Source organism: Rhodoferax sp. UBA5149 (assembly GCF_002413825.1).
In the GTDB taxonomy this organism is placed as follows: domain Bacteria; phylum Pseudomonadota; class Gammaproteobacteria; order Burkholderiales; family Burkholderiaceae_C; genus Rhodoferax.
In genome coordinates this window covers 1-5890 of the sequence record NZ_DHXT01000173.1, presented here as the reverse complement: position 1 = coordinate 5890, position 5890 = coordinate 1, and the positions used below count along the sequence as shown (strand labels likewise).

The following is a 5890-nucleotide window of genomic DNA, read 5'->3' as shown; positions in this document are numbered from 1 at the left end:
GAGAGAGGGGCTGGGGGAGTGAGAGGGGGAAACAAACCCATCACCTGGCGGAGAAAAAACTAATCCGTCGGGAGCAGAAAGAGCTAGCCGGCCAGCGCAGCTTTGACCGCCGCCGACACCTGCCCCATCTCCGCCTTGCCCGCCAGCCGTGTCTTGACGGCGCCCATCACCTTGCCCATGTCGCCAGGACCGACAGCACGGCCCAATTCAGCGCCCAGCTCGGCCACGATGGCGCGGACCTCGGCGGCCACTTCGTCGGCGCTCAGGCGCTGCGGCAGGTAGGCTTCCAGCACCTTCAATTCAGCGGCTTCCTTGTCCGCCAGGTCCATGCGGTTGGCCTGCGTGAAGGCGGTGATCGAGTCCTTGCGCTGCTTGATCAGCTTGTCGACAATGGCCACCACGGCGATGTCGTCCAGCACCACGCGCTCATCCACCTCTTTTTGCTTGACCGCTGACAGCAGCAGGCGAATGGTGCCCAGGCGCTCGCTGTCCTTGGCGCGCATGGCGGTTTTCATGTCGTCGGTGATCTGGTCTTTGAGTGTCATGGTTTCGTTTCCAATTCGATTCGATACGTTGTTGCCCCATCTTGCCGTGCTAAAGCACTGTCTGCGATGGTGCGCCTAGTCTCGCACCAAATTGGAAACGAAACAGGGTGTTGATTCTCGCCAAAAAAAACACATAAAAAAAGCCCACCTGAGCGTCCCCGGTGAGCTTTTTTTGAGGCCTTGGCCTTAACCAGTTGCGGACAGAGCCTATGGTCTGTCCTGCAAGGTTTCGGTTTAGTACATCTTCTTGGGCAACTGCATGGCGCGGATACGCTTGTAGTTGCGCTTGACGGCAGCAGCCTTCTTGCGCTTGCGCTCGGCGGTGGGCTTTTCGTAGAACTCGCGTGCGCGCAAGTCAGTCAAAAGGCCGAGTTTTTCAATGGTGCGCTTGAAGCGGCGCAGAGCTACGTCAAAAGGTTCGTTCTCTTTTACACGGATGGTTGTCATTAAGTAATGTTGTCCAAAAAGTGCAGACTTCAGTCAAAGGGAGATCGGGCCATTTGACGAATATCGTGCGATGTTCCCCGCTATAAAGTTGATCAGGCAGCGGGGGTTTGCCAGCAAAGCCTTGGATTATAGCGGTGTTATGACCGAATTCAATACGGCAAGTGCATTCTCGATCTCTTGAACCCAAGCGGAAGACGTCGGATGTACGCGCCAACCTGCGGCCGTGGGCTTCCAGGGTACGTGCCGAATGGGCCGCATTTTCGGAGATTAACAGGGTAAGCCTAGGTTTGAGGCTCCTCCGGTTCGCCCTTGGATACAATTCGGCGAGATGAGAATAGCAAGCCAGATCACCCGATGAACACTTCCCCAACAGCATTGGGTTTGTGGATGAAACTGGCGCAGCGGTGAACTGATGCTTGGTACGGTATGTCACCTGCACGGCGAAAACATGTCCATCGCAACGTTTTTGAATCAACCGGCACAGTGGAAAAACAGCGTGCTGGGGGCGCTTTGTTTTTCTGCGGATGCCGTCGAGAGCCAGAGGCAAGCCGACATGGAGATCCCCTGCATGCACGTACCCATGCAAAGACTGGATGCCGGTGATTCCCTCTGCGAGGTCTGGCATGGCAACAGGCCACTGACGCCGGGTCAGCAAGGCGCCATCCATTATCGCCATGACGATGACGTGTTGTTTGGCGTGATTGCACTGTCCGAAACGATGTTCGAGGCCGACGCTGACAAAACGCCGTTACAGCAGGCCACCGAGTCGGCCTATCGCCAGGTGTTTGCGCTGCTCGACACACTGCATTACCCATATCTGTTTCGCGTCTGGAATTACATCGCCGACATCAACGCTCACAGCTTCGGGCTGGAGCGCTATCGCCAGTTCAACCTGGGACGGCAGGACGCTTTCCTTGCTCACGGACGCGATGTGGTGGGAAATGTCCCCGCCGCGTGTGCGCTAGGTTCAGCTCATGGGCCGTTGACGATTGCCTTCCTGGCCGGACGCGTCGTGCCTCGGTGCGTAGAAAACCCGCGCCAAATCAGTGCTTACCAATACCCGCAGCAATATGGCCCGCGCAACCCGACATTCTCGCGTGCCAGCCTGGTGCGCCTGGGGCAGGACGAGCTGTTGTTTGTATCCGGCACGGCCAGTATTGTTGGCCACGCGACCCTGCACCCCACCGATGTCTTGGCACAAACCGGCGAAACCATGACCAATATTCAGGCCGTGCTGGCCGAGGCAAATCGCCTGGCGAGCCCGTCCAGATTCGATCTGGCCAGCTTGCATTACAAGGTATACGTACGCCATCCCGCCGATCTGGCGCAGATTCGCGCCGAGTTTGAGCGCATTGTGGGTAGCACGCCCAACGCGGTCTACTTGCAGGCTGATGTGTGCCGCCAGGATTTGTTGCTGGAAATTGAGGCTACTGCGACGCAGCCCTTGGGTTCCATGTCCGGCCCGCGGAACTGATCATGCGTGCCGCATGGCGTGTACTGCTGAATGGCTACGAATATCTGGTGCTGTACCTAGGCTTGGCTTGGCTGGGGATACTGTGCCTGGCATGGACGCCGGTTGCAATGATTAGTTACCCGCTACTGTCCGAGCGCCGGGGACGAGCGCTCGGGCGTTTCACCATCATGGCGGTGTTTCAAATTTACCTTGCGAGTCTCAGCGCGTCGCGCCGGTTCAGCTTTGACTTGGACGCGCTGGATGTCCTGCGCGATGCACCGCCGCTGATTCTTGCGCCCAATCATCCTAGCCTGCTCGATGCCGTGATGGTGATTTCACGCTTGCCGAATGTGGCCTGCGTGCTTAAAGCCGATCTGATGAACAATATTTTTCTCGGCGCGGGTGCAAGACTGGCGCGCTACATCCGTAATGAACCGGTGCGGCGCATGGTGCAACTGGCAATCCATGATTTTGACTGTGGCAGTCATCTGTTGCTTTTTCCCGAAGGTACCCGCACCACTTCGAGCCCGGTCAATCCGCTCAAGGGCAGTATCGGCCTGATTGCACATAAAGCACAGGTGCCAGTGCAGACGATTCTGATAGAAACCGATTCGGAGTATCTGAGCAAAGGCTGGCCGCTGTTCCGCAAACCGCCGATGCCGATCCATTACAGGGTGCGCCTGGGGCGGCGCTTTGATCCACCGCAGCATACCCAGCGCTTCATGTCTGAACTGGAACACTACTTTGCGCATGAGCTGGTCCAGGGCTCGGCGTTTTACCCAAGCAACGCTTTGTCGGCGCAGGCAAAACGCACGCCCTAATGCACCCTTCGTTCGCCTCATGATCGCTGCCTCGACCACGCATCTCGTCCTCATCCCCAGCTATAACCCGGGTGTCAAAGTCTATGAAACCGTGCGTGCGGCACGCCAATACTGGACCCCGGTGTGGGTGGTGGTGGATGGCAGCAGCGACGGCAGCGCCGAGGGTTTGCAGGCGATGGCGGCGGCGGATTCCGGTCTGCGTGTGATGGTCCTGCCGCGTAACCAAGGTAAGGGTGCGGCGGTACTGCACGGCCTCGAACAGGCGGCGGCGGCGGGTTTCAGTCACGTCTTGACCATGGATTCGGACGGCCAGCATCCACCCGAACGTATCCCTGCGTTCATGGCGGAATCGTTCCGACAACCGGCTGCAATGATATTGGGTGTGCCGGTATTTGATGCCAGTGCGCCAGGATTGCGCGTGAAAGGGCGACGGGTATCCAACTGGTGGGCCAACCTGGAAACGCTGTGGGCCGGTATTGGCGACTCGTTGTTCGGGTTCCGTGTGTATCCGGTTGAAGCCTTGCGGCGGGTGATGCGCCATCAGCCGTGGATGCGCCACTTTGATTTTGATCCCGAAGCTGTGGTGCGTCTGTGCTGGCGCGGAGTCAGGCCGGTCAATCTGCCCGCCCCGGTGCGTTACTACCGCGCCGAGGAAGGCGGCGTGTCGCATTTCCGCTACCTGCGCGATAACGTGTTATTGACCTGGATGCACGCGCGCCTGTTTATCGGCTTTGTGTTGCGCTTACCCGTTTTGCTGGCAAGACGGGCGCAGGGACGTTTTTAGTCAGACAGGCCAGGATCGGCCTTGATCGCTTGATATTCTGAAAACATGCCGACCTCCAGATGCCGTTTGACCTGGGTCAACCCCGCCGCGCTGAGCGTGGCCAGGACTTGTTCGGGCGGGACACAGGCTTCTATGCTGTCCCAGAAATAACGCCAGAGCGTCGCGTTATCTTTTTGCCTGGAAACGAAACGAGTCAGCAGCGGTATCACGCCGCGCATATAGTTTTTTAGCAACCATCGTCCAAAACGGTTTTGCGGCCGGGTAATTTCAAGCAGGCATAAGCGGCCACCGGGCTTCAAGACGCGTTCAAACTCTGCAAAGGCCACACCCAGATCGCTGATATGGCGCAGCGCATAGCCCATGCTCAAAAAATCAAAATGGTTGTCGGGAAAAGGCAATGATTCGGCGCGACCTTCCATCAGCACCATGGTGTCAGGTAACTTGCTGGCGGCCATCATGCCGGGGCTGGGGTCGACCCCGGTCACCAAGGCAGGATTGCCGACCAAGATACAGGCTTGTGCTGCCACCAGGCCGGTGCCCACGCCGACGTCAAGTACCTTCATGCCTGTTTTCAAGCCGCCGCGAATCAGCGCCTGGCGTCGATAGCGGGACCCGGTACCCCATGCCAGCATGGCCTCGATACGGTCGTAATCCGCTGCGGTATTGTCAAAAATATGACGCAAATAGGCTGACCGATCCTCCTCTGTAGCGTAGTAATCGGTCAGCGGGATGTGCGGTGCGTGCACCACAGGAGCAGGTTTTGGGGTGTTCATGTCGTCACTTGCCGTTAAATCATGCCGCCGTTGATGGAGATAATTTGCCCGGTGATGTAGGCCGCCTGCGTCGAGGTGAGAAACCCGATCAGGTCGGCAACTTCGTTGGGGCTGCCGGCGCGTTTCATCGGCACCATGCGCGCGATAGCCTGGGCATCGAACGCCGATTCGCTCATCGGGGTGTCGATAATGCCGGGCGCAACCGCGTTGACGGTGATGCCACGGCTGGCGACTTCCTGCGCCAGTGACTTGGTGGCTGAATTGAGCGCGCCCTTGGCGGCGGAATAATTGACTTGACCACGATTGCCGGTCAGCGCGGCGATGGAAGATACATTGACAATGCGCCCCCAACGGCTTCGTATCATCGGCATCATCAGCGGCTGGGTGACGTTGAAAAAGCCGTTGACGGATACGTCTATCACCCGGTGCCACTGCGCGGCGCGCATGCCGGGGAACACGGCGTCGTCATGGATGCCGGCATTGTTGACCAGAATCTGGATCGGCTGGTGTTCGACAAGGGGGGCCAGCACATCGGCTACTGCCGCGCTGTCAGTCACATCAAATGCCAGTACCTGCGCACTGCCACCGTCCGCGCAAATGGCATCGGCCAGTGTCTGTGCGGCTTGCAGTCCTCGGTTGGCATGAATGTAGACATGGCAGCCATCGGCGGCAAGACGACGGCAGATGGCCGCGCCAATGCCGCCGCTGCCGCCCGTAACCAGGGCATTTTTCATGGTGCATCTCCTGCAGTGGGTGTGAGTGCGTCCGCATTGAGTACGACCGCGGCGCGGCCATCGAGCAGCAGGCGTCCCGCTGCGCTGACGCTGAACTGATAAAGAATATTGTTTTCGCTTCGCGTGATGCAGGTGGCTTCCACCCGCAGATCGACGGCGATGTCGTCCAGCCGGGGCACGTGCAGCTGGGTGCCGCGCACGCTGACCAGGTAACCGACCCGTGCGCTGCTACTGTCGGGCGGCGCCAGCAAGGCACCGTGCACGGCCATGGCCTGTGCCGCGTATTCGATACCGCAGGCGGCCCCCAATTGGTTGTAAGCGCGCAACGGGTTG

At 58.8% G+C, this 5890-nt stretch carries 8 protein-coding genes; 3 read left to right on the top strand and 5 right to left on the bottom strand.

From position 1 onward, the window contains the following. Positions 1–83: 83 nt before the first annotated feature. Positions 84–545 (bottom strand): GatB/YqeY domain-containing protein, encoded by a 462-nt coding sequence (locus B3V69_RS15670; protein WP_296447945.1) that lies wholly within the window; start codon positions 543–545, stop codon positions 84–86. 234 nt (positions 546–779) lie between these two features. After that, complete coding sequence (gene rpsU, locus B3V69_RS15665) at positions 780–992, bottom strand: 30S ribosomal protein S21 (RefSeq protein ID WP_011465162.1); 213 nt, start codon at positions 990–992, stop codon at positions 780–782. A 448-nt stretch (positions 993–1440) separates the two neighbouring features. Between rpsU and B3V69_RS15660 the strand changes: the two genes are divergently transcribed. Genes B3V69_RS15660 through B3V69_RS15650 form a run of 3 tightly spaced genes read left to right on the top strand, consistent with a single transcriptional unit; the run spans position 1441 to position 4050 of the window. Further along, positions 1441–2466, top strand: coding sequence for a Rid family hydrolase (locus B3V69_RS15660; RefSeq protein WP_296447944.1), 1026 nt, complete (start codon positions 1441–1443; stop codon positions 2464–2466). A 2-nt stretch (positions 2467–2468) separates the two neighbouring features. After that, positions 2469–3266, top strand: coding sequence for a lysophospholipid acyltransferase family protein (locus B3V69_RS15655; protein WP_296447943.1), 798 nt, complete (start codon positions 2469–2471; stop codon positions 3264–3266). Between the two features lie 19 nt (positions 3267–3285). After that, entirely contained in the window at positions 3286–4050 is a 765-nt protein-coding gene (locus B3V69_RS15650) for a glycosyltransferase family 2 protein (protein WP_296447942.1), read from the top strand. Here the strand turns inward: B3V69_RS15650 and B3V69_RS15645 are convergent. The 3 genes from B3V69_RS15645 to B3V69_RS15635 all read right to left on the bottom strand — a co-directional run. Continuing rightward, on the bottom strand, positions 4047–4823 hold the full coding sequence (locus tag B3V69_RS15645) for a class I SAM-dependent methyltransferase (protein ID WP_296447941.1): 777 nt from the start codon (positions 4821–4823) through the stop codon (positions 4047–4049). The two genes, B3V69_RS15650 and B3V69_RS15645, sit on opposite strands and share 4 nt — an antisense overlap. Positions 4824–4837: 14 nt before the next feature. Then, a complete protein-coding gene (fabG, locus tag B3V69_RS15640; RefSeq protein WP_296447940.1) occupies positions 4838–5557 on the bottom strand; it encodes a 3-oxoacyl-ACP reductase FabG in 720 nt (239 codons plus the stop codon). Continuing rightward, positions 5554–5890, bottom strand: a 337-nt coding sequence (locus tag B3V69_RS15635) for a 3-hydroxylacyl-ACP dehydratase (RefSeq protein ID WP_296447939.1), incomplete at its 5' end; no start/stop codon positions are given. The genes fabG and B3V69_RS15635, both read right to left, overlap by 4 nt.

Coding starts and splice junctions, on each gene's coding strand:
- B3V69_RS15670 (WP_296447945.1), bottom strand. CDS start 545: ATGACACTCAAAGACCAGATCACCGACGACATGAAAACCGCCATGCGC.
- rpsU (WP_011465162.1), bottom strand. CDS start 992: ATGACAACCATCCGTGTAAAAGAGAACGAACCTTTTGACGTAGCTCTG.
- B3V69_RS15660 (WP_296447944.1), top strand. CDS start 1,441: ATGTCCATCGCAACGTTTTTGAATCAACCGGCACAGTGGAAAAACAGC.
- B3V69_RS15655 (WP_296447943.1), top strand. CDS start 2,469: ATGCGTGCCGCATGGCGTGTACTGCTGAATGGCTACGAATATCTGGTG.
- B3V69_RS15650 (WP_296447942.1), top strand. CDS start 3,286: ATGATCGCTGCCTCGACCACGCATCTCGTCCTCATCCCCAGCTATAAC.
- B3V69_RS15645 (WP_296447941.1), bottom strand. CDS start 4,823: ATGAACACCCCAAAACCTGCTCCTGTGGTGCACGCACCGCACATCCCG.
- fabG (WP_296447940.1), bottom strand. CDS start 5,557: ATGAAAAATGCCCTGGTTACGGGCGGCAGCGGCGGCATTGGCGCGGCC.